At 64.3% G+C, this 26,036-nt stretch carries 24 protein-coding genes and 1 pseudogene; 6 read left to right on the forward strand and 19 right to left on the reverse strand.

All coding sequences use genetic code 11. The annotated features are described in order from the left end of the window. Positions 1 to 14: 14 nt before the first annotated feature. Complete coding sequence (locus AC5I5I_RS22335; protein WP_495976740.1) at positions 15 to 548, reverse strand: hypothetical protein; 534 nt, start codon at positions 546 to 548, stop codon at positions 15 to 17. A 235-nt stretch (positions 549 to 783) separates the two neighbouring features. Here AC5I5I_RS22335 and AC5I5I_RS22340 point away from each other — a divergent pair, with 235 nt between their 5' ends. Then, a complete protein-coding gene (locus tag AC5I5I_RS22340) occupies positions 784 to 1,026 on the forward strand; it encodes a hypothetical protein (protein ID WP_495976742.1) in 243 nt (80 codons plus the stop codon). A gap of 754 nt (positions 1,027 to 1,780) precedes the next feature. Here AC5I5I_RS22340 and AC5I5I_RS22345 read toward each other — a convergent pair. From AC5I5I_RS22345 to AC5I5I_RS22380, 8 genes are all read right to left on the reverse strand, one after another. Further along, on the reverse strand, positions 1,781 to 1,960 hold the full coding sequence (locus tag AC5I5I_RS22345; protein ID WP_495976744.1) for a hypothetical protein: 180 nt from the start codon (positions 1,958 to 1,960) through the stop codon (positions 1,781 to 1,783). A gap of 582 nt (positions 1,961 to 2,542) precedes the next feature. Next, the gene (locus AC5I5I_RS22350; protein ID WP_495976745.1) at positions 2,543 to 3,157 is read right to left on the reverse strand and encodes a hypothetical protein; all 615 of its coding nucleotides are present in this window, start codon (positions 3,155 to 3,157) and stop codon (positions 2,543 to 2,545) included. Between the two features lie 149 nt (positions 3,158 to 3,306). Beyond that, positions 3,307 to 6,222, reverse strand: a complete 2,916-nt coding sequence (gene uvrB, locus AC5I5I_RS22355; protein ID WP_495976747.1) for an excinuclease ABC subunit UvrB — start codon at positions 6,220 to 6,222, stop codon at positions 3,307 to 3,309. Positions 6,223 to 6,267: 45 nt separating this feature from the next. Next, positions 6,268 to 7,533: a hypothetical protein gene (locus tag AC5I5I_RS22360; protein ID WP_495976749.1), complete on the reverse strand. Its 1,266-nt coding sequence runs from the start codon at positions 7,531 to 7,533 to the stop codon at positions 6,268 to 6,270. A 204-nt stretch (positions 7,534 to 7,737) separates the two neighbouring features. Beyond that, positions 7,738 to 8,406 (reverse strand): isochorismatase family protein, encoded by a 669-nt coding sequence (locus AC5I5I_RS22365; protein WP_495976751.1) that lies wholly within the window; start codon positions 8,404 to 8,406, stop codon positions 7,738 to 7,740. A gap of 93 nt (positions 8,407 to 8,499) precedes the next feature. Then, positions 8,500 to 9,489, reverse strand: a complete 990-nt coding sequence (locus tag AC5I5I_RS22370) for an ABC transporter substrate-binding protein (protein ID WP_495976753.1) — start codon at positions 9,487 to 9,489, stop codon at positions 8,500 to 8,502. A gap of 202 nt (positions 9,490 to 9,691) precedes the next feature. Further along, positions 9,692 to 10,084 carry a hypothetical protein gene (locus AC5I5I_RS22375; protein WP_495976755.1) on the reverse strand — a complete coding sequence of 131 codons (393 nt, stop codon included), beginning with the start codon at positions 10,082 to 10,084 and terminating at the stop codon, positions 9,692 to 9,694. Between the two features lie 67 nt (positions 10,085 to 10,151). Next, positions 10,152 to 11,108, reverse strand: a complete 957-nt coding sequence (locus AC5I5I_RS22380) for a VOC family protein (protein WP_495764913.1) — start codon at positions 11,106 to 11,108, stop codon at positions 10,152 to 10,154. Positions 11,109 to 11,378: 270 nt separating this feature from the next. On the opposite strand from AC5I5I_RS22380, the gene AC5I5I_RS22385 reads away from it, so the two are divergent. Then, a complete protein-coding gene (locus tag AC5I5I_RS22385) occupies positions 11,379 to 12,878 on the forward strand; it encodes a sensor domain-containing diguanylate cyclase (RefSeq protein ID WP_495764912.1) in 1,500 nt (499 codons plus the stop codon). 12 nt (positions 12,879 to 12,890) lie between these two features. Here the strand turns inward: AC5I5I_RS22385 and AC5I5I_RS22390 are convergent. After that, positions 12,891 to 13,204, reverse strand: a pseudogene (locus AC5I5I_RS22390) (UBP-type zinc finger domain-containing protein). A gap of 3 nt (positions 13,205 to 13,207) precedes the next feature. Then, entirely contained in the window at positions 13,208 to 14,992 is a 1,785-nt protein-coding gene (locus AC5I5I_RS22395; RefSeq protein WP_495976757.1) for an FAD-dependent oxidoreductase, read from the reverse strand. A 59-nt stretch (positions 14,993 to 15,051) separates the two neighbouring features. Between AC5I5I_RS22395 and AC5I5I_RS22400 the strand changes: the two genes are divergently transcribed. From AC5I5I_RS22400 to AC5I5I_RS22410, 3 genes are read left to right on the forward strand one after another with little or no spacing between them, the layout of a single operon-like run. Beyond that, positions 15,052 to 15,663 (forward strand): pyridoxamine 5'-phosphate oxidase family protein, encoded by a 612-nt coding sequence (locus AC5I5I_RS22400; RefSeq protein WP_495976759.1) that lies wholly within the window; start codon positions 15,052 to 15,054, stop codon positions 15,661 to 15,663. A gap of 4 nt (positions 15,664 to 15,667) precedes the next feature. After that, positions 15,668 to 16,984, forward strand: coding sequence for an SDR family oxidoreductase (locus AC5I5I_RS22405; RefSeq protein ID WP_495976761.1), 1,317 nt, complete (start codon positions 15,668 to 15,670; stop codon positions 16,982 to 16,984). Between the two features lie 9 nt (positions 16,985 to 16,993). Continuing rightward, on the forward strand, positions 16,994 to 17,434 hold the full coding sequence (locus AC5I5I_RS22410; protein ID WP_495976762.1) for a thiol-disulfide oxidoreductase DCC family protein: 441 nt from the start codon (positions 16,994 to 16,996) through the stop codon (positions 17,432 to 17,434). Between the two features lie 32 nt (positions 17,435 to 17,466). Here AC5I5I_RS22410 and AC5I5I_RS22415 read toward each other — a convergent pair whose 3' ends face one another. The 3 genes from AC5I5I_RS22415 to AC5I5I_RS22425 all read right to left on the reverse strand — a co-directional run bounded on the left by AC5I5I_RS22415 (position 17,467) and on the right by AC5I5I_RS22425 (position 19,851). After that, positions 17,467 to 18,231, reverse strand: a complete 765-nt coding sequence (locus tag AC5I5I_RS22415) for a hypothetical protein (protein WP_495976764.1) — start codon at positions 18,229 to 18,231, stop codon at positions 17,467 to 17,469. Between the two features lie 235 nt (positions 18,232 to 18,466). Then, positions 18,467 to 19,186: an anti-sigma factor gene (locus tag AC5I5I_RS22420; protein ID WP_495976766.1), complete on the reverse strand. Its 720-nt coding sequence runs from the start codon at positions 19,184 to 19,186 to the stop codon at positions 18,467 to 18,469. Next, a complete protein-coding gene (locus AC5I5I_RS22425; RefSeq protein WP_495976768.1) occupies positions 19,183 to 19,851 on the reverse strand; it encodes a sigma-70 family RNA polymerase sigma factor in 669 nt (222 codons plus the stop codon). Before AC5I5I_RS22425 ends, AC5I5I_RS22420 begins: the two co-directional genes overlap by 4 nt. Before the next feature lie 72 nt (positions 19,852 to 19,923). Between AC5I5I_RS22425 and AC5I5I_RS22430 the strand changes: the two genes are divergently transcribed. Further along, on the forward strand, positions 19,924 to 20,700 hold the full coding sequence (locus AC5I5I_RS22430; protein ID WP_495976770.1) for a DUF4394 domain-containing protein: 777 nt from the start codon (positions 19,924 to 19,926) through the stop codon (positions 20,698 to 20,700). A 101-nt stretch (positions 20,701 to 20,801) separates the two neighbouring features. On the opposite strand, the gene AC5I5I_RS22435 is transcribed toward AC5I5I_RS22430, so the two are convergent. The 5 genes from AC5I5I_RS22435 to AC5I5I_RS22455 all read right to left on the reverse strand — a co-directional run bounded on the left by AC5I5I_RS22435 (position 20,802) and on the right by AC5I5I_RS22455 (position 26,029). Next, positions 20,802 to 21,602, reverse strand: a complete 801-nt coding sequence (locus AC5I5I_RS22435) for an alpha/beta fold hydrolase (protein ID WP_495976772.1) — start codon at positions 21,600 to 21,602, stop codon at positions 20,802 to 20,804. Between the two features lie 180 nt (positions 21,603 to 21,782). Beyond that, positions 21,783 to 22,784: a CorA family divalent cation transporter gene (locus AC5I5I_RS22440; protein ID WP_495976773.1), complete on the reverse strand. Its 1,002-nt coding sequence runs from the start codon at positions 22,782 to 22,784 to the stop codon at positions 21,783 to 21,785. A gap of 79 nt (positions 22,785 to 22,863) precedes the next feature. Continuing rightward, a complete protein-coding gene (locus AC5I5I_RS22445) occupies positions 22,864 to 23,121 on the reverse strand; it encodes a hypothetical protein (protein ID WP_495758580.1) in 258 nt (85 codons plus the stop codon). Positions 23,122 to 23,392: 271 nt separating this feature from the next. Further along, the gene (locus AC5I5I_RS22450) at positions 23,393 to 24,112 is read right to left on the reverse strand and encodes a substrate-binding periplasmic protein (protein WP_495758581.1); all 720 of its coding nucleotides are present in this window, start codon (positions 24,110 to 24,112) and stop codon (positions 23,393 to 23,395) included. Positions 24,113 to 24,181: 69 nt separating this feature from the next. Next, the gene (locus AC5I5I_RS22455) at positions 24,182 to 26,029 is read right to left on the reverse strand and encodes an ABC transporter ATP-binding protein (RefSeq protein ID WP_495976776.1); all 1,848 of its coding nucleotides are present in this window, start codon (positions 26,027 to 26,029) and stop codon (positions 24,182 to 24,184) included. Positions 26,030 to 26,036: the final 7 nt, after the last annotated feature.

Consider the following 26,036-nt stretch of genomic DNA (forward strand, 5'->3'; position numbering starts at 1 on the left):
GCGCAGCCGCGCCGTTACGGCTTGCCGATGGTGCAGTCGCCGCCGGTCGCCTTCACGTCCAGCAATTCGACCTTGCTGTCATTGGCGAGACTGAGCGTCAGCACCGGCTTGTCGCCCTCGCGCGCCACCAAAGCCGAAATCGCGCAGGTCAGCTTGCCGTCCTGCCGGTCGAGGCTGACGACCAGCCGCCGCGCGCCGGAATACAGCGTCTCGATATAGACCAGATTGCCGTCCTCCAGCGCCCAGCGCACGAAGCCGATGCCGGTCGGCTGCGACTTGCCGAGGATCATCTGCCGGTTCTCGGTGCGCGAATTCTTGCCGGCGACGCGGACCAGCTTGTGCTGGATCGCGCCGTTCGGACCGAATGCCAGCGTCACCTGGCGCGGGCTCGTGGTCTTGCGCGGCGTCTTCTCCTTCTCCGGCCTGTAAGTCATGGCCTCGATCCAGTTCGCCTCCAGCGTCAGGCCTTCCAGATCGGCGAAGATGACGGGCTGGGCGAAAGCCCCGGTGCTGGCGAGGCAGAACGCGGCGGCGAGCAGGCGGCGCATGGCGGGGGCTCCGGTCGGGTTGCGCGAAGGCTAACGCAGCGCCACAGGCGAGTCATCGCAGGCCTGCGCCCGACGCGATCACGCTCGCGTGCCATCGAGCCGCGGATCGCCCCGATGAACGGTCACTCAGGCGTTCATCGTTCCTCACAAAGGAAAGAATAAATGCCGCGACGCTTCGGAACGATGGCGGGCGCGTTCCGTTTCCCGCGGGTACAGAAACCCCAGAGGACGAACCATGAAGAAACTGTTCCTGATCGCCGCGGCGTTTGCTGCCCTCACCGTTGCCGCGCCCGCCAATGCGCAGGTGAACATCCGCGCCGGCGAACATGGTGTCGGCGTCCGCGTCGGTCCCGCTCCCGGCGTGCATCGTCACGGCAACTGGCGCCGCGCCAATGCTCGTACGTGCCGCGTGATGAAGACCCGCACCGTGACGCCCGGCGGCCGCGTGATCGTGAAGACCCGCCGGGTCTGCCGCTAACGCTCGCCTGATACGGTTGAACCGGGAATACAGGACGGCCTCGCGCGAGCGGGGCCGTCTTGCTGTGTGGCTTCCCAATGTGCGACGAGCGCGCGCTCTGTCGCCGTCATCCTGAGATGCGACGCGCGAACGCGGTCTCTTTGCCGTTATCCTGAGGTCGACGTGCGCAGCGCTCTCTGTGCCGTCATCCTGAGGTGCGACGAGCGCAGCGAGGAGCCTCGAAGGATGCACGGCCGTTGCCGTTCGAGGCGCAGCTTTCGCCGCGCACCTCAGGGTGACGGGTGAAGCGACGGATTCAGATCTCAAACAGCCACGGCGGATCGTCCTCACGATGCCGCGCGCATCGCGAAGGGGAGAAGAGGGGCGGACGGCGCGCCGACAGGCGCAGGGCCGTTCCTGAATGCCGCGCACCATTGCGGGTGCGCAGCCGCCTCTCGGCGCGCCGCCCCAGACAAGCTTGCGCCGTCCGGGACTTGTCCTTGGCAGCGATTTATCGGCGCCGGGCCGCGCTTTGCCTCCATGCGTCTGAACCTACGCATGGCGTCAGCCAGCTCCTGGCAGGGGTCCGTAGTGACCCCGGGCGGAGCCCCGGACGCCGCCCGGGTGCCGGCTTGCGAAGCCAGCCCGCAGGGCGCCGCACCTCACTCCGCTCAGACGACGCCTCGCGAGAGCGCCCCTCGATGAGCGAGGTGAAAATGGGAATATTATACTATAGGAATTTTGTCAAGGAGAGGCGCGAAATTGTCGGACTGGCTTACGCATTTCTGAGCAGCAGCTTTTCCTCAAGCTCCGACACACAATTCTTCAATTCGAGAAACATAGGATCGTCACCAAACGCTTTTGCCGCAATTGCCATGCTATGGAGTGCGCGAAGGAAATAATTAAGAGCATCGTCAGCGTGCTCGTCCTTCCTAAGCTCGGCAAACTCGCCCAAGATGTCGAACCTGGGAACGCGCCCCCCGCATGTCCATTATATGCGGCGAGGCAGCGTGGACAAAACCGGAATACGCTTTTGCGATAATCTTGCCAGCGATATTGGCCCTCGATGAATCCGCTCCAAGTTTTTCGTTAATGTAAGCTCGGATTTTGTCACGGGACACCATGCCTCTGCTCTTGTGCGAGTTCATAGCGTCGGTCGGGTCACTAAACTCCTCTGCATAGAAGTAGTCCAAGTATTCTTCATGCCGGTGCGTGTGCTCGCAATAAATTATACCAAAGCACAGAAATAATATGTCTTCTCCAATTTCATCTAGCGCCCGCTGAACAATTCCCTGCTCTTGAAAAAGTCCTTGCATCAATAGAATCTGAATGGCGCGGAGACCACTTAGTGTTCTAGCAAGTTTTTGAATTACGGCTTGGTGGACTGTTTGCTCGGTATATCTAAATACAAACCCATCCCTCCATGGCACCCGCGTCGGGGGTGGCACTCGAGCTTCGAGGGTTCGAAATGCTGGCGTTAATTTAGCTAGGGTAGGATCAAAAAACTGCGTTGCCCAAGGTGCCATGATAATCCCCCTCACTCCCCAAACCGCAGTCCCACCGCATCCACCACCGGGTCGGCCTTCCGCATCGCCTCGCTGTCCGACATCAGGCTCTGCTCGCCGATGTAAACCCCGGCATTGTCCGCCCCCTCGCGCATCGTGAAGCGCAGCGTCAGCGTGCAGCCGCCGTCTTGCGTCGCCAGCGCGCCGCCCTTCCAGTCGAGGCTGGTGCCGCCGTAATCGAAGCCGAAGCCCCAGAGTTCGAACGGCCGTCCGTTCAGCGCCTCGACTTCGGAGAGCGTCATGCCGCGGCGGATGCCGTGTCCGGTGCGCCACGTCGACTCGATTCCGGTGCGGATCTCCGACGGATTGCGCCGCCGCTTTTCGTCGATCCACAGCACCTCGATGCGGCGGGCCTTGTCGCGCGGAAAGATCACGCTCGCCGTCTGCATTTCGCCTTCGCCAATGCCGACGCGTTCGATCGCGACGTTGCGTTTGCCGAAGGCTTTCACCAGGCTCGCATGGGTGATGCTTTTCGCGAACGGGCCGGTGCAGGCGACGACCGGATCGGGCTTTTTAGGTGCGGCATCAGTGGCAGATGCGGCGAGCAGGAGGGCGAGGCAGGGGAGGGCGAGAGCGAGATGCATCATGCCGATTTACGCGAGCAGGCGGCCCAAGTCATGCGGCGTCAAAGGCTTGTGCGGCATGCGCAGATCACCTCTCCCTGCAGGCGGGGAGAGGGAGCGCACCGGCTTTGCGGCGCCTGCATTGCGCGCTCCGGGTAAGCACGCCGCTACGACTACTTCCTGAACTTCTTGCTGCTCCAGCCGCCGCGCTGGCCGGCCTTGCCGGCATTGGAGCGCGGGCCGTCGCCCTGGCGCTTCGGTGGCGTGGCGCCCTCGCGATAGGGCACGGATTCGGTGCCGGGTCCCATGGAGTCGAGATCGGGGAAATGGGGGGCATCGCCGCCACCGCGGCGCTTCCCCTTGCCCGGACGATCCGGCAGCACCTCGTGATAGGAGGCCACGCCCATTTCATCGAGGGTGGGCTTGTGCGGGCGGGAGTAAGGATCGACGCGCGAAGCGCCCCCGCCCCGCGCGGCTTTGCCGCGCGACCCTCCCCCGGAGGTGGAGGGAGACGGAAGACGCTTCGTGGTCGGATTATCCATCACCGCAAGTTCGGTGGCGCGCAGGCGCTTGAGTTCGTCGCGCAGCCGCGCCGCCTCCTCGAAATCGAGATCGCTCGCGGCCTCGCGCATGCGGGTTTCGAGATCGGCCAGCACCGCCTCGAAATTATGGCCGATGGTCGCGGCTTCGCCGAACTCGCCCTTGCCGTCGCCGGTGTCGATCAGCACATGGTCGCGCTCGTAGACGCTGCCCATGATGTCGGAAATCTGCCGCTTGATCGATTCCGGCGTGATGCCGTGCTCCTTGTTATAGGCCTCCTGCTTCTCGCGGCGGCGGCCGGTCTCGGCCATCGCGCGCTCCATCGATCCGGTGACCTGATCGGCATAGAGGATGACGCGGCCATCGACATTGCGCGCGGCGCGGCCGATGGTCTGGATCAGCGAGGTCTCTGAGCGCAGGAAGCCTTCCTTGTCGGCATCGAGGATCGCGACCAGCGCGCATTCCGGAATGTCGAGGCCCTCCCGCAGCAGGTTGATGCCGACCAGCGCATCGAAGGCGCCGAGCCGCAGGTCGCGGATGATCTCGATGCGCTCGATGGTGTCGATGTCCGAATGCATGTAGCGCACGCGGATGCCCTGCTCGTGCAGATATTCGGTGAGGTCCTCGGCCATGCGCTTGGTCAGCACGGTGATCAGCGAGCGGTAGCCTTTCTGCGCGGTGGCCCGCACCTCGCCGACCAGATCGTCGACCTGCGTGCGCGCGGGGCGAATGTCGACCGGCGGATCGATCAAGCCGGTCGGGCGGATCACCTGCTCGGCGAACACGCCGCCGGATTGATCGAGCTCCCACGAACTCGGCGTCGCCGACACCGCGATGGTCTGCGGCCGCATCGCGTCCCATTCCTCGAAGCGCAGCGGCCTGTTGTCCATGCAGGACGGCAGGCGGAAGCCGTATTCCGCCAGCGTCGCCTTGCGCCGGAAGTCGCCGCGGAACATGCCGCCGATCTGCGGTATGGTGACATGGCTTTCGTCGACGAACACGATGGCGTTGTCGGGGACATATTCGAACAGGGTCGGCGGCGGCTCGCCGGGCTTCCTCCCGGTGAGATAGCGCGAATAATTCTCGATGCCGGCGCAGGAGCCGGTGGCTTCCATCATTTCCAGATCGAAGGTGGTGCGCTGCTCCAGCCGCTGCGCTTCCAGCAGGCGGCCGGCCTTCACGAGCTGGTCGAGACGCCATTTCAGCTCGGCCTTGATCGAACTCATCGCCTGGATGAGCGTCGGGCGCGGCGTAACGTAATGCGAATTGGCGTAGATCTTGACGAATTTCAGCTCGTCGGTCTCGCGTCCGGTGAGCGGATCGAATTCGGCGATCTTCTCGATCTCGTCGCCGAACAGCGAGACACGCCAGGCGCGGTCTTCATAGTGAGCCGGGAAGATTTCGATGGTGTCGCCGCGCACGCGGAAGGTGCCGCGCGAGAAGTCCGGCGTGCGCTTGTATTGCAGCGCGACCAGGTCGGCGATCAGCTGGCGCTGCTCGATGCGTCCGCCCTTTTTCAGCGAAAAGGTCATCGCCGAATAGGTTTCGACCGAGCCGATACCGTAGATGCAGGACACCGAGGCGACGATGATCACGTCGTCGCGTTCGAGCAAAGCGCGCGTCGCCGAGTGGCGCATGCGGTCGATCTGCTCGTTGATCGCGGAATCCTTCTCGATATAGGTGTCGGTGCGCGGGACGTAGGCTTCCGGCTGGTAGTAGTCGTAATACGAGACGAAATATTCCACCGCATTGTCGGGGAAGAAGCTCTTGAACTCGCCATAGAGCTGCGCCGCCAGCGTCTTGTTCGGCGCCAGCACGAGGGCCGGGCGCTGCGTCGCCTCGATCACCTTGGCCATGGTGAAGGTCTTGCCGGAGCCGGTGACGCCGAGCAGCACCTGGGTGCGGTCGTGGCGGTTGGCGCCGTCGACCAGTTCGGCGATGGCGGCGGGCTGGTCGCCCTTCGGTTGCAGTTCGCTCTTGATCTCAAGCCGCAGCCCGCCTTCGGATTTGTCCGGGCGGGGTGGACGATGCGGTATCCAGGCCTGTTCGGCGAATTCCGGGCGTCCGGTGCGCAGCAGATGTTCCAGCGCGGCATTGGACGCGGATGCGCCGGTGACGCCGCGGCCGAGATCGATCTCGTCCGGATTCTTTTCGCGGCGCTTGCCTACGCTGGAACCGGGCAGCGGCGCATCCTCGTCGACGTCGAGCCCGAGCTCCTTCGCCAGCGCCGGATCGAGGCCTGAGACTGGCGGGCCCTCGAACGGCGAGCGCGCGACATAGCCGGATTGCGGCTTCTCGCGGAATGCGTCCGGCGTGGAACTGCGCGCGGTATGCTCGTTGCGCCGGTCTGCCCGGCGGTCGAAGGAATTATCCGGCGGCGGCTGGAGCCCGGTTCCCGAGCCCAAACCAGCGGTGCCGCGACCGATACCGGGATTGAGCAGATCGTCGAGCGCCGGATCGTGCTTCGGCGCGTCCGGCCGGTGCGCCTTGGCGCGGGTCGGACGTGCGTAATCCTTGGGCTTTTTCGGCTTGTCGGGGGATTTCGGCATGCCCCCGCAATATGGGCGGAGTCGCGCGGCGATAAAAGGGCAGGCTCAGTGCAAAACCCGCTCGCTCGCCGGCGCCGGCTCGTCGTTCACCGGCTCGTCCAGCGCCGGATCGCCGAATGCGATCTCGGCCAAGCCGACCGCACGCCTGTGTTCCTCGTCATCGAGCGCGCCGCTCTCGTGCAATTCGTCGAGCAACTGGACCTGTTCCTGCGGATGCAGCAGCGGGTCGGGTTTTGCGAGCGCACGCAGCGCAATGAGGCGCCGGTCGGCGATGGCGGACACGATCTCTTCGTACTGGCCGTCGCGGATCAGCGGAACACCGGGCCATGGCCGCGCGATCCGCAACTGGGTGAGCCACGGGATGAGCGCCGCGGCGCAGAGCGCGAACAGCAGCATCGGCCCGAAATCCGCGATCGCGCGCCGCAGCCCGATGCCACCGACATAATAGTTCGCCGGATGGCCGTGCTGAATCGCGCTTCCCCAGGTGACGATGACGGCGCCGACCCAGAGGAACAGGATCACGGCCAGTTCGATCTGGCGGTCGGTTTCCTCGTGCATCGCCGGATCGCGCAGGTTGCGGTATTCCATGGTGAAGCGCTCGCTGCCATTGAAGAGCGTGCGCCGGCTATAGACAAAATGCGTGGCGTGGAGCGTCAGGTCGATGCGGGTCGCGAGCCGGCGCTGCGTGAATGTCAGCGGCGCGGACGCGGCCGGCTCGTCTGCCAGAAAGCTTTTCGTGGCCTGCGGCAGCAGGGCTGTCTGCCGCTGCATGAAGGCGTCGCGCGTCATCACGCCGTTCTCGACCAGCCAGCGCAGCCGGCGCAGGTAGGTCCGCAACGTCAGGCCATCGGGCGATGCGAGACCGCGCAACAGTGCCTCCGCGCGGCATGACTCGAGTTTGCCGACGATCATGTCGTGCTGGCTGTCGTCGAGGACGAGGATGTTGAAGGTGCCGGCCGGGATAGCGGTGTAGCCGACGTTGCGCCATTTCCGGGTCAGGATCAGCACAGCCGCTGCGGCGAAGGTCACGCCGCCATAGAGCGCGAACAGGATCAGCGGATCGGCGTTTGCACGGAAGGCCGCGAACAGCGCCAGGCCGCTGAACACAAACAGCGTCCAGCGCAGGTCGCGGTCCGGGTCGGTCACGGTCACATAAGACGAGCGCGGGGCGATCGTGTCGTAACCGACCGTCTCCTGCAGGCTCGCGTCCTGTTTGCTCGTGATGCTGTAGTCGAGGCGCTTGCGCCCGAAAGCGAAGCGCGTCTTCAGCCAGCGGCGATGCTGGGACAGGATTTCTCTGGATTCAGGCATTCGCGACTCGCACCGGACATGTCGCGGCGCAGAGTGGCAGAGCCTGCCCACCAGATGGTTAGCGGCTGGTGGCGTCGAGAAAACAGGGTGGAGGAACCGTAAACCGGCGTCAGACAACGCCGTTTTACGAGCAAGCGCTGCGGAATTGTTCAGTCGGCTCAGTCCTGACCGCGCGTCGCCTGTCCTCAGCGGCGCCGGCGATATTCAGTTCCTGAGCGGAAAACCCTCAAGGTAACTGAGACACTCGGCAACCGTCACGACGTCGGCATATTTCTGGTCCATGTCGAACAGGTTTGCTTCCATGACGGCGGGCGTCCGGTCGGCCACGCATTCGCGGACCACCATGCAGCGGATGTCGCGCATGAAACCGTCCGTCACGGTGGCGCGGACGCAACCGCTGACGCTGCTGCCGCAGAGCAGCAGCGTGTCCACGCCCATGGTATTCAGAAAAACCTCGATGTCGGTCCGGAAGAACGCGCTGGGCCGCCATTTGCTGATGACCCTGTCCCCGGGCTGCGGCGCCACTTCCGGGATGATCGCTGCGCCGCGGCTGCCTTCGATCTGGACGCGGCCCTCGGCGTGATAGCGCTGCTTGAAGCGCCACAGTCCCGCGGACGATCCGTCGGCAGCGACCAGGCCCTGGGTGTAGAGGACCGGCTGGCGGCGCGCGCGGGCGGCTGCGGCCAGCTGGTTGATAGGCTCATAGGTCGTCGCGATTGACGGCCAGAGCGTCGTCGGTGCATCCGGGTCGCAGAAGTCGTGCTGCATATCGATGATGAGGACGGCCGGGTTTGTGCCGAAGCCGATGCGTTGGCCGAGACCTTGCTCCCGGTAAACCGCAGCGGAATCGTTTGTGTCGTGATTGGCGGGCACGTTTGTGTCATCTCCTGGTCGAAGAAATGGGCGCGAGGCAGCGCACTGAAGCACAACGGCCGAATATTGTCCGGCGGTCGCGCTTCGGTCTTGTCAGAATTTGCGGATCAGCTCGGCCGTCGGCGGAAGAAAGCGGCGATCGAAGACCTCGTTTGGCGCGGGCGTGCGCGGCAGCCCGTTTGCATCCACGACGATCTTGATCGTGCGCTTGAGGCGGTCGTCGTCGACATCGCCGAGCCCGATCTTCGCGGCTTCGGTCGCGTTGATGTCGTTCTTGAACATCGACTGAAGTCGTTCGCGCTCGATGTCCGGCTTCAGCAACGGCTCACGCTTCATGACCGCCTGAACCGCAGCCTCCGGGTCTGCAACCGTGTCCTTGATGCCGCGATTGAGCGCGCGCAGGAAGCCGCGGAGCGCTTCCGGATTTTCCGTGACCAGCTTGCGGGACGCGATGATGGCGTTGGAATAGAGATCCAGCCCGTGATCTTCGTAGGCGATGAACCGCAGGTCCTTGTCGGGATCGCCGCCCATCAGCTTGTTGTCCATATAGATCGCAGTGCGGAATGCGAAAGCCGCATCGACCTGACCGCGCATCAGCATCTGCGCCCTGAGATTCGGGGCCATGTTGGTGATCGTGACCTTGCTCGCGTCGATTCCCGTGGCCTTGGAGAAGGCGGGAAACAGCTTCAACGCGCCGTCATTGGCAGGACCGCCGATGGTCTTGCCTTCCAGATCCTTCGGCGTCTTGATCGGGCTGTCCGAGCGCGTGACGATGACGAAGGGCGCGCGCGCATAGACCTGAAACACGACCACCGGTGCTTCGGCCGGACGTGTTGCGCTCAGCATGACGACCGAGTCCAGGCCACCAAAGCCAAGGTCGTAGAGACCGCCTGCGATCTTCGGCACCGCAGCGCCCGCACCTTCGCCCTGGTCGAACGAAACCTCGAGGTTCTCGTCCTTGAAATACCCGCGATCCGCGGCCAGGAAAAACGGCCCCATCTGGGCCTGATATTTCCAGTCCAGCACCATGCGCAGCTTGGTCTGTGCCGCTGCGCCGCTTGCAGGCAACGCAAGAGCCAGCATGACTAATATCAGTGCAGAAAGCGTCGGTACGCGACAGCGCATGGCAGATCTTCCCGGCTACGAGGATTCACAGCCTCCCCGATGCAGGTTTCGTGCCGTTTGTAACAAAATTGGTAATTTACCTACGAATGGAACAGGCAGGTGGTGCGATCGCTTCGGTGCTGCGCCACGCCCGTAAAAAGGCGGATCGAGGCAGTTCGGATCAGGCGGTAATCGCCGGCGGCGAGCGCAGATGCAGCGGATGACCGGTGCGGAGGTCGCGAACGACCGGCGCGTGTGCGCGCTGCAGGAATGCGGTGCTCAACGCAGGGTACTGAATGTCGATCTCGCTGCCATTGCGGGCGAGCGAGCCACTGGCGCAGCAGCAATTCAGATTGCAACTGCACTTCGCTGCGTGGTCGCTCTGGCCCGGGACTTGTTGCCCCGGCACTTGTTGCCCCGGCGCTGGCCCGCCTAGGCAGGTGATCAGGGCAAACGAACTCCCGCCCGAGGCCATGCTTGCGTCGATGACGCTCGCCAGCAGCCCGTTGAATGCAAAGACGAGCGCGACGACATATCCGACCACAGCATGACGCAGCTTGAAGCGCGGTTTCATGCTGCCCATTAGGCCCGTTGCCGCGCTCCTGACCTTGATCGGGATCAATACCGGGCAAACGCGGTGATCAGTTCCGCGCTTCGTAATTGGTGGTGAAATCCGCCGGCGGCTCGGGACCCCACAGGTAGAACGAGTCCTCGTCGTCGTAGCGTCCCGCCTCCCAGAGCTGGGTCGCCGGGATGTAATCGATGTCGGCGGAATATTCGGCGAAGCTGCCCCACGGATCGCGGACATAATGGAAATAGTTCGAGCCGAGCACATGGCGGCCGAGGCCCCAGCCTTTGGTGTGGCCTTTCGATGCCATGTGCATGGCGCCGAGACCGATCTCGTCGATGCCGGCCACGTCCCAGCTGCAATGATGCATCCCCGGCGCGTCTGCCTGCGCGAAGGCCAGGATGTGATGGTCGCTGCCATGGATCGAATGCATGAAGGCCGCGAGCCCGGTGCTGTCGGACAGCCGCAGGCCCAACACGCGCGAATAGAATGTCGTTGCCTCGTCGACATTGGTGGTGAAGGCGAGCAGGTGAGACAGACGGCGCGGCCGCACCACCGGCGCCTTGACGCGTGCGCAGGCGCCCATCACCCCTTCCGGCGACGACGACCAGGTCCCGCTCATCTTGCGATCGGGCGACACTTTCGGGGCGACCTTGATCTCGATCAGCAGGCCGGCCGGATCGCGGCACCACAGCCCGTTGCTTTCCAGCCCGAGCGGTGCATCAAGGATCTCGACGCCATTCTCTTCCATGCGTTCCTGGAAGTAGGGCAGGTCCTCCGCAAAACAGCCGAACGACAGATGATGCAGCCGTTTGCTCTGGCCTTCGACGATACGTCCCCAGCAGTGATCGCCGCCGGCGCTGAACACTTCCAGGCCGTGACGCGCGTTGCGAACATCGAGCCCGAAATCACTGTAGAATTGTTCCGCCGTTTTCAGGTCGGGAACTGCGAGCACGAACTGATCGAGCGAGTGGACGCCGACTTCTCCCTCATGCACGGAGGGCTGCGCAATGCTTCGAATTGTTGTCATGGCCGTTTTCTCCCTACGAAACAGGCTAAGTGGCGGCCGCGGTCGGATACTTGACGTAGCTCAAAGCATCGGTGTGAGATGGGACATTGATGAGCGGCGGCTGCTCAAAATTTACCGATACTTTTCGTGAAAAGACGCTGACCCGAGCCCCGGGCATGGTGTCAAAACGGTTAATTGCGCGTAGCCGGGCAGACACGCTTTGCTAATCGGGAATCACATATACTTGGACGAATTTCGCGATTTGAAATCGCCCGCTTCCGCAGGTTTTGGATGGCCAATCACCCCGTGGACAACGTTCAGCACACGCACGTCAACGACGATGCCGAGATGTTCGATCTCGCGCCGGTGTCGCTCTGGTTGGAGGATTACAGCGCGTTGAAGGCGCTGTTTGATCAATGGCGCGCCGACGGCGTGTCTGACTTGCGTGCGCATTTCGCGGCCGACCTGTCGCGGGTGAAGCAATGTTCTGCCTGCATCCGGCTGATCAAGGTCAACCGCAAGACCCTGTCGCTGTATCGGGCGAACGACGCAGACCATCTGGTGGCCAATCTCGACACGGTGCTGCGCGACGACATGCTGACGGCTCATGTCGAGGAACTGGTGCAGCTGTGGGAAGGCAAACCCACGTTCCAAAGCCACACCGCGAATTATACCCTCACCGGCGAGCGGCTCGACATTCAGCTTCATGGCCGCATCCTGCCCGGGCATGAGGACAGCTGGCAGCGGGTGCTGATCGCGATCGAGGACGTCACCGATCGCGAAAATGCCCGCCGGAAGATGACCGCGAGCGAGAATTATGCCCTCGGGTTGTTCGCGCATTCGCCGGTGTCGCTGTGGGTCGAGGATTTTTCCGGCGTCAAGAAGCTGCTCGACGAGATCCGCGAACGCGGCATCACCGACTTTCGCGTGTTCACCGACGTGCATCCGGAATTCGTGACGCGTTGCCTCAGCGAGATCCGCGTTCTCGACGTAAACCGCCGCACCCTGGAGTTGTTCGGCGCGTCCGACAAGGCGGCGCTGTTAAGGGCGCTGCCCGATGTGTTCCGCGACGACATGGAAACGCATTTCCGCGAACAACTGATCGATCTGTGGGACAACAAGCTGTTCCAGCTACGTGAGGTGGTGAACTACGCGCTCGACGGCACCAAGCTGAACCTGCTGCTGCAATTTTCCGTTCTGCCCGGCAGCGAACGTGACTGGTCGCTGGTACAGGTTGCGCTGACCGACATCACCGCGCGGAAGAAGGCTGAAGCCTATCTCGAATATCTCGGCACGCATGATGTGCTCACCAAGCTGTACAATCGTTCGTTCTATGTCGACGAGCTGAACCGGCTGGAGCGCAAGGGGCCGCATCCGATCACCATCATCATGGCGGACCTGAACGGCCTGAAGAATGCGAACGACGAGTCCGGCCACGCCGCCGGCGACGCGTTGTTGCGGCGCGCGGGCGAGGTGCTGAACTCGGTGGTCGAGAAGCCGGCCTATGCCTGCCGGGTCGGCGGCGACGAATTTGCGATCCTGCTGCCGGAGACCGACGAAGTGGCGGGTGAGGCCTTGATCCAGACCATCCAGGACCTGATCGCGATCAACAACACCTTCTACCCGGATATGACGCTGAGCCTGTCGATGGGGGTCGCGACTGCCGGCCATGGCGAACGGCTCGAATTCGTCGTCAAGCGCGCCGATCTTGCGATGCTGGAGGCCAAGCGCCAGCACTATTTCGAGACCGAGCACGACCGGCGCCGCGGCTCGGCGATACGCGCAAGTTGATCCGATCGCGTCCTATCGCACAAAGCGCTTGATCGGACCGCGTTGCGGCGTCACGTCATCGCCGAGATCGAGGAAGACTTCGTCGACATAGCACCAGCCCCAGCCTTCCGGGGGATCGTAGCCCTCGATGACGGATGTTGCGTGGCGTGAAAATGCTTGGTCGCATGCTTGTTCGGCGAGTCGTCGCAGCAGCCGACGTGACCGCAGGTCCGGCACAGGCGCAGATGCACCCACCATGCGCCGGGAATTTTGATACATTCCTCGCAGCCGAGCGCACTCGGTGTCACCTTGCGGATAAAGCTGCCATGGGTGCATTGCTTGGTCATGTGTCACGAACTCCGTTCGCCGAGATAGCGGTGGAGCGCCGCCACCACCTGCGCGCCTTCACCGATCGCGCCGCCGACCCGCTTGACCGAGCCGGAGCGTACGTCGCCGACCGCGAACACGCCGCGAATGCTCGATTGCAGCGGATTTTCGCCATGAGCGGCGGAGCATTCCTTGCCGGTCACCACGAAGCCGGCGCGGTCGAGTTCGACGCCGCAATCGGCCAGCCAGGCGGTTGCCGGGGCGGCGCCGATGAACAGGAACAGGTTGCCGACCGCCGCCTCGTCTTCCTCGCCGGTATTGCGGTTGCGCCAGCGCACGCGCTCGAGCCGCCCATCGCCCGCAAGTCCGATGACTTCGGTGTGCGGTATCACCTCGATATTGGGCGCAGCCGCGATCCGATCGACCAGATAGCGCGACATGGTGGCGGCGAGGCCGGCGCCACGGACGACGATCCGCACCGTCGCGGCATGCGCGGCGAGATAGACCGCGGCCTGGCCGGCGGAATTGCCGCCGCCGACGATCATGACATCCTCGTTCGCGCATAGCCGCGCTTCGATCGGCGAGGCCCAGTACCAGACGCCGCGGCCTTCAAAATCGCCCAGATTGTCGACCTCAAGCCGGCGGTAGCGCGCGCCGCTTGCGATCACCACCGCGCGTGCCTGGATACGGCCTCCGTCAGTATCGAGGCGAAATGGTCCGTCAGGCTGCGAGCAGTCGAGCCGCGTGACCGCCAGCGGGTTCATGATCTCGCTGCCGAATTTCTGCGCCTGCACGAAGGCGCGGCTGACCAGCGCCATGCCGGAAATGCCGGTCGGAAAGCCGAAGTAATTCTCGATCCGCGCGCTGGCGCCGGCCTGTCCGCCATACATGCTGCGTTCGACCACCATCACCGACAGGCCTTCGGAGCCCGCATAGACCGCGGTCGAAAGACCGGCGGGGCCGCAGCCAACCACGACCACATCATAGACCTTGTCCGGGTCGATCTTCTCCAGCATCCCGAGCGCATGCGCGAGCGTGTTGTCGTCGGGATTGCGCAACACGTCGCCGTTCATCGTCACCACCAGCGGCAGGTCGTTCGGCTGCGGGGCATAGCGGGCGATGACGTCTTGCGCTTCGCGGTCGGTCGCGGGATCGAGCAGGTGATGCGGATAGGCGTTGCGGGTGAGGAAGTTCTCGATCCGCACCACGTCGACGGCGCTGTGCGCGCCGATCAGAACGACGCCGCCGGCGCCGCTCTCGATCAGCGATACCCGCCGCAGGATCATGGCGCGCATGACCCGCTCGCCAAGCTCGGCTTCCGCGATCAGCAATTGCCGCAGACCGGCGGGCGGAATCACCAGCGCCTCGACCTCGCCTTCGGCATGCGCGTCAAGCAGCGACGGGTCTCCCGCCAGCGAGCCGACCTCGGCCATGAACTGGCCCGGGCCAAAATCCACGATTGGCGTGACATGGCCGAGGCCGTCGCGCTGGCTGGCGACCACATGCCCGGACAGGATGACGTGCATGCCGCGCGGCTGGCCGGTCAGGAACAGGGCTTCGCCATCGCCGAAGCGACGCACTTCGCCGAAACGGTGAAGCCGCGCGATTTCCTGTGCAGTCAGGGTCGGAAAGGCCTGCGCGTAGCGGGCATATGTTGCGGGTGTGATGGCGACGTTTGCGGCTTTGTCCGACAAGGGACTGATCCTTTCACGTTGAGGCTGCGAGGCTAGTCGTAACCGGCGGGCGCGGCCATGCGTCTTTTGCCCATACTGGCTCGGGCTTGCGCTGCCAGCATGACGGCCACGCATATTTCTCCCCGGTCCATGGCGTGCTACCTGCATCACCGAGGCGCGTTCCGGAGGCGGCGATGACCACGGTCACCACGATCGAACAGCTCGAAACGATCTATGGCACGCCCGCCGAGGCCGCGATCGTGAAGGAAACCGGCCACATCACCCCGGATTATGCGCGCTACATCGCGGCATCGCCGTTCGCGATGCTCGCCACCGCCGGGCCGGACGGCCTCGATTGCTCGCCGCGCGGCGACCTCCCGGGTTTCGTGCGGGTCGCCGATCCGAAAACGCTGATCCTGCCGGACCGCCACGGCAACAACCGGATCGACTCGCTGCGCAATATCCTCGCCGATCCGCGGGTCGCGCTGCTGTTCCTCATTCCTGGATTTGGCGGCACTTTGCGGGTGAATGGCAGCGCCCGGATTTCGATCGAGCCGGCGCTGCTGGACAGTTTCAGGATAGACGGCAAGCCGCCGCGCAGCGTGCTCATCGTCGACGTGGAGTCGGTCTATTTCCAGTGCGCGCGGGCGGTCATCCGCTCCGACCTCTGGAATCCACAGCGGCACGTCGATCCCAAGTCGCTTCCGAGTGCGGGGCAGATCCTGTCCGCCATCTCCTCGGCGCGGGTCGGCGGCGAGGCTTACGACAAGGCGTGGCCGCAGCGCGCCAGTGAAACCTTATGGTGATGCGATGACGCATATCCTGATCCTCGGCGCCGGCGGCCTGATTGGGCAATTCGTCGCCGCCGACCTGATCCGTCGCGGCATGAAAGTGACCGCAGCGGCGCGCCACTTCTCGTCGGCCCAGCGCGACATGTTCGGCGATGCCGCGCGCGAGACACCGATCGCCAGCCTCGACGTTCTCGGCCTTAAGGCGCTGATTGCTCAGAGCGGCGCCGACATCGTGCTGAATTGCGTCGGCGTGCTGCAGGACCAGCCGGGAAAGTCCACCCACGAGTCGCATGACGGATTTATCGAGCGGCTGATCGCGGCGTTATGCGCGGTCGGGCGGCCGGTGCTGCTGATCCACACCTCGATCCCCGGCGAGCCCGGCGGCGATGTCACGCCATTCGCGCAGAGCAAGCGGCGTGCCGACGGGCTGATCGTGGAATCCGGCTTGCCGCATGCGATCCTGCGGCCCGGCATGGTGCTCGCGCCTGCGCCTTACGGCGGCAGCGCCATGCTGCGCTCGCTCGCGGCCCTGCCGGTCGATCTTCCCACGGCTCTGGCCGAACGGCCATTCCGCTATGTCGCGGTGGAGGATATCGCCGAGACGGTGGCGGTTCTCGCCGAACGCTGGAAGCCGGGCGAGCCCTCCGCGGCGGTCTACGACCTGATGCATCCTGAACCGCACAGCCTGGAAAGTGTGATTGTCCGCTTGCGCCGATGGCTCGGCGATATCTGGCCGTGGCGGCTTCGCATGCCGGAATTCATCATCGATCTCGGCGCCAAAGCCGGCGACCTGTCGTCATGGCTCGGCTGGTCGCCGCCGATGCGCTCGACCGCCATTGCCGAATTGCGACGCGGCGTGGTCGGCGATCCTGCGCGCTGGATGACCGATACCTTGATTGCGCCGCGTTCGCTCGATGCCGTGCTGAACGAGCGTCCGGCGACGGTGGAGAATCGCTGGTTCGCGCGGCTTTATCTGCTCAAGGCGCTGATCATCACAGTGCTCGCGGTGTTCTGGCTGGTCTCGGGGCTGATCGCGATCACGGTCGCCTATGACGATGCGCTCGACATGATGGCCCGTTCTGGCTTTCCAGGCGGCCAGTCGCACGCGTTTGTCATTACGTCGAGCCTGACGGATATCGCGGTCGGGCTGCTGATCGCGTTTCGCCGCACATCCCGGATCGGGCTGGTCGCTGGCATCGTGGTCGCCGTTGGCTACATGTTCGGGACCGCGATCCTGACGCCGGCGCTCTGGATCGAACCGCTCGGCGCTCTGGTCAAGACCGGACCCGCGATCGTGTTGATGATTGTCGCGCTTGCGATGTCCGACGACCGGTGATTCATCCAGATGATCCCACCCGGCGATCCGCAGCTTCACAAGATCGGCGAGCCGGGCGGGCGCGGGCTCATCCTCTATGACGGCGTCTGCGTCCTGTGCTCGGGCTGGGTGCGCTTCGTCGCCAGCCGCGATGGGGAGCGTCTGTTTCTGTTCACGCCAATCCAGAGCGATTATGGTCGGGCGCTGGCGCTGAAGCACGGCATCGATCCTGACAATCCGCAAAGCAATGCGGTGCTGGTCGACGGGACCGTCAATCTTCGCTCCGATTCAGCGATTGCCGCGCTGTCGCGTCTGCCGCGCTATGGCTGGGTGCGCGCGTTCCGCATCGTGCCGAAGCCGCTGCGGGACTGGGCCTACGGCATGATTGCGCGCAACCGCTATCGCTGGTTCGGCCGGCACGATGTCTGCGATATCGGCGGCGCGGCATATATGGACAGGGTGGTGGGGTAGGGTTCCCCGGGCCGAACTTCGGTCCGCCAGCCTCAATCTTCCGCGGCGCAGACATCACGCGCTACCCGCGTCTCCCGAGCGATCTGGGTGATCTCGACAGGCGCGAACAGGCCGAAATCCGTTTCGGTGATGCGACCTTCGGCGACTTGTGCGCGGATGCCGGATAATACGCGATCCTTGCTCGCGGACGCATGCTGCAAGGCGTGGCTGCGGGGGTCCGCGCCGATGCCGGGGCGACGCGTGCGGCCGTCGACGAACTGCTCCGTCTTTTCCGCGGCCGACAGGCGACGAAAAAAGGTGCTGGCGGTTTCAACGGCCAGCGCGCGATTGTCGGGATCGCACAGCATCCAGCTATTCTGCCGGTAGATGCAGTCTGCCGCTTCGGCCCAGATCGCGGCGGAGAGCGCGTCGTCAATCGGCTTCGGCCGTTTCCCGGTGATCGCAGAGACGGCCGGCAAGCCGCTGGCGGTTTGCAGCGACCTGTATAAGCGGCGGTGCTCGATGGCATCGCCGAGGCCGAACCGCGCAAAGGGTACGCATGTCCGGAGCAGGATCGCGTTTTCAGCGTTGCCGATGCGGTCCATGCTCGCGTCAATGGCGACCGTTGCCGGTGGCCTGACCCCGCCAGCCGCGATCTGCATCCTGGCCTGCGACAAGGTCGGCGCGCGTATGGTGCCGCTCGCGCCGAGCAGGCCGATTCCCAACGCGATCACCGCGCCGAGTATGATCGGCAATGGACCGGCGCTTTTCTGCGCCTGCAAGGCCTGCTGAAGACGGATCTGCTCGATCGCTTTCATTGATGCGAACCCAGGCGGGCCAGACGGGCTCCGGACAAATTTCATTCAGACTGTCTCGTGATGGAGGAGGCTCACGCGATCGCGCGCATGCCGCATCTCTCCGTGCGATCATGGAGACAGCGAGGCAGGCGCCCGCACGTGCGCGGTCTTGGTGAGGGCGGCGTCAATCCGTTTGTTCGGATTTGATGCAAATGCCGGACGATGCCTGGGCCGGTGCGAGCGACCAGGCACGTCATCACAGCGAGCGCGAGGTCGTGCCCTTGTAGAGGATCGGGCCGGTCGGACGGCCGATCGGCGAGCCGCCTTCGGGCTCGAGCGTGATCTCGAATAACTGGTCGGGTCCGGTGGGCGGCAGCTTGTCGAGATTGAGTTGCACGGTCCGCGCACGATCGATCAGGCCGACCGAACGCGGGCCGACATTGCGATCCCACAAGGTCCAGATTTCGAGTGCGCGGCCGGGCGGCACCGCGATGTCGGTCAACGGGATCATCTCGACGCGGCCGTCGGCGAAGGCATTGACGACGGCGCCGGGCTGCTTGGTATCATCATTGACGAGGATCGCGACATAGACCGGCTTTCGCACCGCTTCGCGCGTTGCATAGGTCAGGGCTACACCGGCGACGATGGCAAACACCAGTGCGGATGCAAGCGAGGTCGCGGTGGCCGCCCGCAGGCCGTCGATCGAGTTCCAGAGCCGCGCGAACCAGCCTGGCTGCGGGCGGCGATCGGACGGCGGTGACGCTGCGACACCGGTTTCGATCCGCTGCCACAAGGAGGGATCCGGTGGCATGGCCGGCGCGGTGCGGTCCAGGTCGGACAGGCGCTCACGCCATTGCGCAACCAGCGCGGCAAACGCGGCGTCGGTTTCGACGCGGAGCTCCGCTTCGGCGCGCTGCGCCGGATCGAGCAGGCCCGACACAAACTCGGCGGCGAGAATGTTGTCGCGCTCGGTCATCCCATGCACTCCTGCAGGGAGAGAAGGCCGCGCCGGGTCCAGCTCTTGGCGGTGCCGAGCGGCACGCCGAGCTTGCCGGCCAGTTCGCCGTGGCTCATGCCGTGGGCGTAGGCGAGCACGACGGCCGAACGACGCTTGAGATCGAGTTGCTCCAGGCAGCGACGCAGCGCGCTTGTCTCCGGCAGCATGGCAAATGCCGCTTCCGCCGAGGCCTCGGGCCATTCGCTGTCGCTATCGGAGGCCGGATACTTCGCTTCGTCCTGAAGCAGCGTCAGCGCCCGGTTGCGCAGCACCGTATAGATCCAGGTCCGGCCGCTACCGCGGGCCGGATCGAAGCTTTTCGATAGCCGCCAGATTCTGAGGAACGCCTCCTGCACCGCCTCGTCGGCGAGATCGCGGCGGCGCAGAATGCGAAACGCAACACCGGTCATGCGGGCGGCTTCCAAATTGAATATCACGCGCAAAGCCGCGCGGTCGCCGCCGGCGCAGCGCAACAGCGCTGCGGTCAACTGCGCCTCATCGGCCTGGTCGTCCATCGCCATCCCGGAACCGGTCCCTGTTGCGTCTGCGTATAGCAGCCCCGTTCCGTTGTATCGACCGGTTACCCGGGCACCGCGGCGTTTGGATGCAGGGAACCTGCAAAAAGATTTTTTCTCGGGCTGCATCCAAACCGGCATCCCGGCCGGTATCCGCCACGACCCCAACCCCCGGGGCGCAAAAAGCACGGAGTTTTGCAGATGACGTTCAAGACATTGCTGGCCGCAACCGCGGCCGTCACATTTTCCGCTGTCGCGGCGCAGGCCGCTCAGGTCGCAGCCCTGATCGGCAATGACACCATCGCCATCGTCGATACCGACGCCAAGAAGGTGACGAAATCGATGAAGGTCGACGGCATCAAGGGCGACATCCTCGGTATCGACGTACGCCCGGCCGACGGCATGCTCTATGCGCTCGCCGCGGACGGCACGCTCTACACCGTTGGCATGGACGGCAAGGCCACCATGAAATCCAAGCTCGAGACCATGCTGAAGCAGGGCGTCTGGGCGACGGTCGACTTCAATCCGGCCGCCGATCGTCTCCGCGTGATGGGCAATGACGGCACCAGCCTGCGGGTCAATGTCGATGACGGCAAGGTCATCACCGATGGCAGCCACAAATACGCCGACAGCGATGCCAGCAAGGGCAAGACCCCGATGATCGGCGCCGGCGCCTATACCAACTCGGTGAAGGGAACGAAGTCGACCGACCTGTTCAACATTGATCTCGGCACCGGAGCATTGGTGAAGCAGGTTCCGCCGAATGACGGCGTTCTCAATACGGTCGGCATGCTCGGTGCCTCGCCGAAGATGATCGCGTTCGACATCTGGTCCGACGGCACCAAGAACGAGGCCTGGGCGATGACCGGCGCCGACCTGTGGTCGGTCGATCTGAAGACCGGCAAGGCCACCAAGGCTGCGACCATCGAAGGCGTGAAGGGTGACGTGAAGGACATCGCGATCCTGCCGGCGATGTAACCGGCTCTCTGATCATCGGCTACTCGTCCGGCGTGCGACCTTCCAGCGGCGCCGGAATGAGGAGGCGCGCCGCGCTCAGGTCCCTCTGGGCGCGGCGTTTTTCATGACGCTGCGAGCAAAAGCTCAGTGAGACGATCCGGCATGTCGATCATCGCATCATGTCCGCAGGGCATGTCGTGCACGTTCCAAGACGGATCGGCCCTGAGCCTTGCCGCGATGGCGTCGAAGCCGGCCGAGTTGAAGCCCTTCGCGCGGATATAGGTCTTGCGGGCGATCCTCTCCCGCGCGCCGGTAAGTTTCACCGGATCGCCATAGGTGCCGATCGGCTGCGGCGTGCATTTCCTGTCGACGTAGGCGCGATCTTTTTCGTTGACGTTGAAGATGGCCGCGCTGGCCGGCGGAATGCCCAACTCGCCGCGCCTGATCGCGGCGTTGACATTGTCGCGCAATCCCTGCCGCGACAGGCTCATGATGGTCGCGCCGTTCTCCGGAACAAACGCATCGAGGAACACGATCGAAGCGATCTGCTTCTGCGCCTTTTCGGCGACGCCGGAGATCACGAGGCCGCCATAGGAATGGCCGACGAGAACCACGCGCTGCAAATCCTCGAAGCGGATGATGTTGGCGATGTCGTCGATATGGGTGGTCACAGTCGGCCGCGTGCCGATCAGATGCGAGCGGTCGCCGAGCCCGGTGAGCGACGGCGAATAGACCTTGTGCCCCCGCTTTTCCAGCCGGTCGGCGACGCGTCGCCAGCACCAGCCGCCGCGCCAGGCGCCATGCACCAGCACGAAACTGCGGCTGTCGTTCTGCGCGAGCGCGGGCGCGGCAAGCGTGCTGGCCGCGACCGCGGTACCGACGATCAGCGAGCGGCGGGTTAGGGGGGTACAATTATTGTTCATGAGCGGCGCTCTCTCGACTCCCTCCCCCTGAAAGAGGGAGGTTTGGGGAGGGGGTCATCCAGCAAGTGTGACCCCACCTGACTGCCGAAGCCTCGCTTCGACAATCGACTTCCCCCCAATTGAAGAAGGAAACCAAACCCTCGCACATTTGCAACGCCTTTGCTGCAACGCCTTTGCCGCCTAAAGCGCCCGCATCCGCTGGATCGCCCAATAGGTAAAAGCGCCGGCGCAGGCGGCGATCGCCAACGCGTACCAGGTGCCGCCTGGCGTTTCCAGAAACGGCAGGTCCTTCGTATTCATGCCGAAGAAGCCGGTGACCAGCGTGGGCGGCAGGATGCCGGCGGTGAGGATCGAGAGCGTCAGCAGACGGCGGTTGGTCAGTTCGGCCATGCGGCCCGCCAGTTCTTCCTGCAACAGGCGCGCGCGATCGTGGATCGCGGCGACCGAGTGATCGAAATCGTCGATCTTCTGCGCCAGCGACTGGACCGGTGCGGCCAGCTCCGGCAGCGGACCGGCCACCCGCAGTTCGAGCCGGTGAAACAGTCCGCGCATTTGCGAGAGTTGGCGATGCATGCGCACGGACTGGCTGCGTGCGCGTGCGATCACCTGGGATTCGTCGCCGCGCGGGCTGTGCGCCACCCGTTCCTCGACCAGATCGAGATCGTCGCCGATGCGTTCGGCAAACTGGCCGATCACATGCGCGAAGTGATCGATGATTCCGTCCAGGACTTCGATCGGGGCTGTGTAATGCGTGCCGGCCGCAATCGAGCGGCGGACATTTTCCACGGAGCGCAGCGGGATGCGCCGCATGGTGACCAGCAGCCGGTCGGTCATGGCGAAGCGCAGCCGCGTCAAATCCTCGGTCGGATTGTCGAATTCGAGATGCAACTCGGGAATAACGCCGACGATCTCGCGGCCATAGACCTCGACGCGCTGATGGTCTTCGTCGCCCAGCATGATCTCGCGGGCGATGTCGCTCAACGGCGCGTGCAGTTCGACCCACTTGCGGCAGCGGATGTCGGCGCGCGACAGATGAACCCAGACGAAGCCCTGCGTGCTGCCGAGCGCGGCCTCGACCTGATCGGGCAGCAGCGCACGGGCATGGCCTTCGGCATCGAAAGCGAAGGCGGAAATCATGCCGGCAGCAGGTGTGCTGTCGACCGGCGGTTCTGGCCGATTCATCGCGACGGGATCCCGGTCTGCGGGGTGTGCGCGACGAGCTAGGTTTAGTGGATGACAGTTTTACGACAGGGCCATCCGCTCAGGAGCGCTGCCGCTTCCATTCCTTTTCCGACGGCTTGGTGCCGGCCCGGTGAAGGGTCTTGATGCGGAGCGGACTCTGACCGGATTTTTCCGCGATCTCCCGGTCCTGCTGTTCGATGATGACGCGGGCGGGCTCATCGCCTTCCAGGCCTCCCAGCGCTTCGCCAGGCACGCGACGGTTGGACCGCTGGCTGCCGTCTTCGTAGATCACGTCGAACAGGACGAATTCGGTCCGTTTGGTCGGTTTGCGCGCCATTGTTGTTCTCCTTGTTGGTTCGCCGGAGGACGTCTGCACCCCGAAACACGGCGGACGCGCGGGCGGCGGCGCATGCAGGTCGGAATGTGTCAGGTGGTCCGAGGCGGCGGACGCGTGACTCGGTTCCCGCCATATATGCGCAATCGTCCGGCGGCCTGCAACCCGCAGGCCATGCACGCCGCTCGCTTGGGCCATGCGGCAGCCGGACGGGTGAGCACACGCAATAGTTGCAAGCGGAGCTATTGCTGTGTGTTCAACCCGCGATCGCCGGTCAGCGCTTGTTGATGCTCTCCCAGGTGCCATCGGCGCGAATGGCGGCAATGCCCTTGTCGAGTTTTGCGATCAGATCGGCGGACTGGCCCTTGCGGACCGCGACCGCGAGCGGCAATTCGAGGAACAGTTTCTCCGGCAAAGTGACCTTGCCGGCGTGAAGCGTGGACGCGAGCCTGCGCCCGACCTGGAAATTCAGCGCAGCGGCATCGGCCTCGCCCGACAGCAATTGCGCGAAGCTTTCGTCGTAGTCGGCATTGACCACCAGCTTCACCTCGGGCGCGGTCTTGCCGATGAAGCCGGCGAGCGGGCCGGTCTTGGGCGTCACCACGGTCTTGCCCGCGAGCGCCTTCAATCCATCTGGCGTCGGCTGCGGCGCACGAACGAACAACGCGCCGCCGGTGATCACCAGCGGGGCCGAGAAGTCGAATACTTGCCGCCGCTCCGGATTGATCGCCAGCGGAAACACCGCATCGGCGCGGCCGTCTTCGAGTGTCTTCTGAATTTCCGCGAACGGGACCGGCACGTAGATGACCGTCAGGCCGGCGCGCTGCGCCGCGGCGTTCAGGATATCGACCGCGAGGCCTGCGGACATGCCGTCCTTCACTTCCGCAAAAGGCGGGAAACGCTGGTCATGCGCGACGCGGATGGTCTCAGCCTGTGCGCCGGCTATCGATGACAGCGACAACAGGACGGTGGCGGCCAGATGAATGATGCGCATGATGCCCCTCGCGATAAGGCCCACACGCTAGCATGCACAGGCCGCGCGAAGATATGCGCGGCGCGCAACCTACTCCGCCGCGGCGAGGCCCGGGGAATCGATGAAGCCGCCTGACTGGCGGCGCCACAACGCCGCGTAGTGTCCGTCGGCTTGCAGCAATCCGTCATGCGTGCCCTGTTCGACGATGCGGCCCTTGTCGAGAACGACAAGACGATCCATGCGCGCGATGGTGGAAAGCCGGTGCGCGATCGCGATCACCGTCTTGTTCTTCATCAGTTCATCGAGGCTCGACTGGATCGCGGCTTCGACCTCGGAATCCAGCGCGGATGTTGCCTCGTCGAGCACCAGGATCGGCGCGTTCTTCAGGATGACGCGGGCGATAGCGATGCGCTGGCGCTGGCCGCCGGACAGCTTGACGCCGCGCTCGCCGACCTGCGCGTCATAGCCGTGGCGGTGCCGCCAGTCTTCTAGGCCGAGAATGAAGTCATGCGCCTGGGCAAGCTTCGCCGCCGCGACAACCTCATCGTCCGACGCGGACGGGCGGCCGTAGCGGATATTGTCGCGGATCGAGCGGTGCAGCAGCGAGGTATCCTGCGTCACCACCGAGATCTGCGTACGCAGCGATTCCTGCGTCACCTGCGCGATGTCCTGCCCGTCGATCAGGATGCGGCCGTCCTCCAGCTCGAAGAAGCGCAGCAGCAGGTTGACCAGCGTCGACTTGCCGGCGCCGGAGCGGCCGATCAGACCGATTTTTTCGCCGGGATTCACCGTCAGTGACAGGTCTTCGATCAGGCCCTTCTCGCTGCCATAGCCGAACCGGATATCCTCGAATGCGATTTCGCCGCGCGTGACCTTCAGCTCTTTGGCATCCGGCTTGTCGGTCAGGCCGAGCGGACGGGCGATCGCGCGCATGCCTTCCTGCACGACGCCGATATTCTCGAAAATGTCGGTGATCTGATAGGCGACCCAGCCGGCCATGTTGACGATCTGCCAGGCGAGCGGCAGCGCCATCGCCACCGTGCCGACTTGCACCGACCCTTGCGTCCATAGAAAGATCGACAGGCCCGCAACGGACACGACCATCGCCGCGTTCAGGGTCGACAGCGTCAGCGTGAACAGCGTGTTGAGCCGCAGCGACGCATGGAAATGTCCGGTATGCATCTCGATCGAGTCGCGGACATAGGCGTCTTCCTCGCGGGCGCGTGCGAACAGTTTCAGCGTCAGGATGTTGGTGTAGGTGTCGACGACGCGTCCGGTGACGAGCGAGCGCGCTTCCGACACGTCGAGCGACCTGTCGCGCATGCGCGGCACGAAGATCCACAGCAGGATGGCGTAGGCAACGAACCAGACCAGAATCGGCAAGGCGAGCCAGAGATCGGCCGCTCCCAGCAGCAGCATCGCGCTGGTGCCGTAAACGAGAATGTACCAGACCGCGGTGATCATCGAGACCAGGCTCTGGCGGATCGCGGGGCCGGTCTGCATCACCTTGTTGGCGATGCGGCCTGCAAAGTCGTTCTGGAAGAACGCCCAACTCTGCCGCACCACATGCCAGTGGCTCTGCCAGCGGATCAGGTTGGTGAGGTTGGCGGCGATCGCCTGATTGGCGACCACGTTCTGCGCGGTGAGCGCCAGCGGGCGCAGCACCACGAGAACGACAGCCATCGCCAGCAGGATGTGCCACGACTGCGCGAACAGCGTCGCCGGGTCGCTCGATGTGACGAGGGTGACGACGCGGCCAATGAAAACCGGGATCGTGACATCGAGCAAAGCGACGATGAAGCCGGTGACGAACAGCGCGGCAAACAGCCCCTTCGCCTGTCGTGCGAAATGCCAATAGAAGGCAGCCAGCGTCGGCGGCGGCTCCGGATTATCCGGCAGCACCGTCGGCTGCAGCACTTTCTCAAACCACCCGAACATGCGGTGT

It is taken from the genome of Pseudorhodoplanes sp. (genome assembly GCF_059499825.1).

What these genes read in the sequence shown, in the direction of transcription:
- AC5I5I_RS22335 (WP_495976740.1), bottom strand. Translation starts at nt 548, where the DNA reads ATGCGCCGCCTGCTCGCCGCCGCGTTCTGCCTCGCCAGCACCGGGGCT.
- AC5I5I_RS22340 (WP_495976742.1), top strand. Translation starts at nt 784, where the DNA reads ATGAAGAAACTGTTCCTGATCGCCGCGGCGTTTGCTGCCCTCACCGTT.
- AC5I5I_RS22350 (WP_495976745.1), bottom strand. Translation starts at nt 3,157, where the DNA reads ATGATGCATCTCGCTCTCGCCCTCCCCTGCCTCGCCCTCCTGCTCGCC.
- uvrB (WP_495976747.1), bottom strand. Translation starts at nt 6,222, where the DNA reads ATGCCGAAATCCCCCGACAAGCCGAAAAAGCCCAAGGATTACGCACGT.
- AC5I5I_RS22360 (WP_495976749.1), bottom strand. Translation starts at nt 7,533, where the DNA reads ATGCCTGAATCCAGAGAAATCCTGTCCCAGCATCGCCGCTGGCTGAAG.
- AC5I5I_RS22370 (WP_495976753.1), bottom strand. Translation starts at nt 9,489, where the DNA reads ATGCTGGCTCTTGCGTTGCCTGCAAGCGGCGCAGCGGCACAGACCAAG.
- AC5I5I_RS22375 (WP_495976755.1), bottom strand. Translation starts at nt 10,084, where the DNA reads ATGAAACCGCGCTTCAAGCTGCGTCATGCTGTGGTCGGATATGTCGTC.
- AC5I5I_RS22380 (WP_495764913.1), bottom strand. Translation starts at nt 11,108, where the DNA reads ATGACAACAATTCGAAGCATTGCGCAGCCCTCCGTGCATGAGGGAGAA.
- AC5I5I_RS22385 (WP_495764912.1), top strand. Translation starts at nt 11,379, where the DNA reads ATGGCCAATCACCCCGTGGACAACGTTCAGCACACGCACGTCAACGAC.
- AC5I5I_RS22395 (WP_495976757.1), bottom strand. Translation starts at nt 14,992, where the DNA reads ATGCGTGGCCGTCATGCTGGCAGCGCAAGCCCGAGCCAGTATGGGCAA.
- AC5I5I_RS22400 (WP_495976759.1), top strand. Translation starts at nt 15,052, where the DNA reads ATGACCACGGTCACCACGATCGAACAGCTCGAAACGATCTATGGCACG.
- AC5I5I_RS22405 (WP_495976761.1), top strand. Translation starts at nt 15,668, where the DNA reads ATGACGCATATCCTGATCCTCGGCGCCGGCGGCCTGATTGGGCAATTC.
- AC5I5I_RS22410 (WP_495976762.1), top strand. Translation starts at nt 16,994, where the DNA reads ATGATCCCACCCGGCGATCCGCAGCTTCACAAGATCGGCGAGCCGGGC.
- AC5I5I_RS22415 (WP_495976764.1), bottom strand. Translation starts at nt 18,231, where the DNA reads ATGAAAGCGATCGAGCAGATCCGTCTTCAGCAGGCCTTGCAGGCGCAG.
- AC5I5I_RS22420 (WP_495976766.1), bottom strand. Translation starts at nt 19,186, where the DNA reads ATGACCGAGCGCGACAACATTCTCGCCGCCGAGTTTGTGTCGGGCCTG.
- AC5I5I_RS22425 (WP_495976768.1), bottom strand. Translation starts at nt 19,851, where the DNA reads ATGCAGCCCGAGAAAAAATCTTTTTGCAGGTTCCCTGCATCCAAACGC.
- AC5I5I_RS22430 (WP_495976770.1), top strand. Translation starts at nt 19,924, where the DNA reads ATGACGTTCAAGACATTGCTGGCCGCAACCGCGGCCGTCACATTTTCC.
- AC5I5I_RS22435 (WP_495976772.1), bottom strand. Translation starts at nt 21,602, where the DNA reads ATGAACAATAATTGTACCCCCCTAACCCGCCGCTCGCTGATCGTCGGT.
- AC5I5I_RS22440 (WP_495976773.1), bottom strand. Translation starts at nt 22,784, where the DNA reads ATGAATCGGCCAGAACCGCCGGTCGACAGCACACCTGCTGCCGGCATG.
- AC5I5I_RS22445 (WP_495758580.1), bottom strand. Translation starts at nt 23,121, where the DNA reads ATGGCGCGCAAACCGACCAAACGGACCGAATTCGTCCTGTTCGACGTG.
- AC5I5I_RS22450 (WP_495758581.1), bottom strand. Translation starts at nt 24,112, where the DNA reads ATGCGCATCATTCATCTGGCCGCCACCGTCCTGTTGTCGCTGTCATCG.
- AC5I5I_RS22455 (WP_495976776.1), bottom strand. Translation starts at nt 26,029, where the DNA reads ATGTTCGGGTGGTTTGAGAAAGTGCTGCAGCCGACGGTGCTGCCGGAT.